Below are 1,464 nucleotides of genomic sequence, written 5' to 3'. Positions count from 1 at the left end.
GATGCTCTCTCCTCTAAGTGACGTTCTGGCGAACATCACTCTGGCACATTGCGATGCCGTCGGGAGGGGGCATCCACTCCATCAGTTCTCATGTTTGGATGCCCCTTTCGATGCAAGGACTTTTTACCGCTGGAGCGAGTGATCGGGTGCGTACATGTTTTAGACCTCATGTTGCGGCCATGACATGCCGCGGGCCGGTATGGTGATACGCGGATTGGATTCCATATCAGTGGAACGAGCTCCGAGCTCCCTGAGAACTACTGGTTTATCCAACCCCGATCTGTTCGATCATTTGCCCATGCGGATCACGTCCTCCTCACATCGCCGGCAATCCAATCAGAACGTCTGCCCTCAGCAGACCGCTCCGCTTGGATCTCGGTAATCTTGATTGCGCGCGAGCATTGCCCAGACGATCCGCGACAGCTTGTTTGCCATCGCAATCGCCACCAGCATGCGCGGCTTTCGGCCCAGCATATTCGAGAGCCAAGAACCCGGTCTTCCACCACCTCGGCCCTTCCAATGCACAACAGACATCGCGCCTATAATCAGAAGTCTTCTGATATCTCGCTGGCCCATCTTCGAGGTACGGCCGAGCTTTTGCTTGCCTCCACTCGAGTGCTGTCGGGGGACAAGGCCAAGCCAGGCAGCAAAATCGCGACCGCGCCGGAATTCCTCCATCGACGGCGCGAAGGCAGTGATTGCCATCGCGCAGATCGGGCCGATGCCTGGCACTTTCTGCAGCCGTCGAACGATGTCGCTTTGTTTTGCTTCCGCGGCGATACGACGATCGATCTGATCAATCTCTTCGTGCAACTGAGCGATCTGACTGAGATAAAGGCGTCCCATGGTCTGTACCAGCTCAGGCAAATCGTCCGACGTAATGAGCGTCGCGAGCCGCTCCACGTTGCCTAATCCTTTGCCCACGATAATACCGTGCTCCGCTAGGTGGCCTCGTAGGGCGTTCACCATTTGCGTTCGCTGACCGACGAGAAGATCGCGGGTCCGGAATAACATTGCACGAGCTTGCTGCTCAGACGTCTTTACAGCGACGGTCCGCATCGTCGGTCGCATTGCAGCCTCTGCTACAGCCTCGGCGTCAGCCGCATCGTTCTTTTGCCTTTTGACGAAGGCCTTTACATAGGCTGGTGGAATGAGTCGAACGTCATGGCCCATGCTTGCCAACTCTCGGCCCCAATAATGCGCCGTACCACACGCCTCCATCGCAACCACACACGGCCGAAGTCCGGCCATGAATCTCGGAAACTGCGACCGCGACAGCTTCTTTCGAAACAAAACCCGACCATCTGCTGCTGCGCCGTGTACTTGAAAAACCTGCTTTGCAAGGTCGACGCCAACGATGCTAACTTCCTCCATGGATGCCTCCTCCGTGTTGGTGACGTAACGCATCACCATCTTGGCACAATGCGATGCCGGTGGGAGGGGCATCCAACCCATCAGTGGCAA

Annotated in this window: 1 protein-coding gene; it reads right to left on the bottom strand. The window is 56.8% G+C overall.

Annotation, left to right across the window (positions count from 1 at the left end; genetic code table 11):
• Positions 1-351: 351 nt before the first annotated feature.
• Positions 352-1,374, bottom strand: coding sequence for an IS110 family RNA-guided transposase (locus AKG11_RS33485; protein WP_050747153.1), 1,023 nt, complete (start codon positions 1,372-1,374; stop codon positions 352-354).
• Between the last annotated feature and the right edge of the window lie 90 nt (positions 1,375-1,464).

Source organism: Shinella sp. SUS2 (assembly GCF_001262505.1).
Lineage (GTDB): Bacteria > Pseudomonadota > Alphaproteobacteria > Rhizobiales > Rhizobiaceae > Shinella.
The sequence above is the reverse complement of the archived record's forward strand: the minus strand, read 5'-3'. Positions and strand labels throughout refer to the sequence as shown.

What these genes read in the sequence shown, in the direction of transcription:
- AKG11_RS33485 (WP_050747153.1), bottom strand. Translation starts at nt 1,374, where the DNA reads ATGGAGGAAGTTAGCATCGTTGGCGTCGACCTTGCAAAGCAGGTTTTT.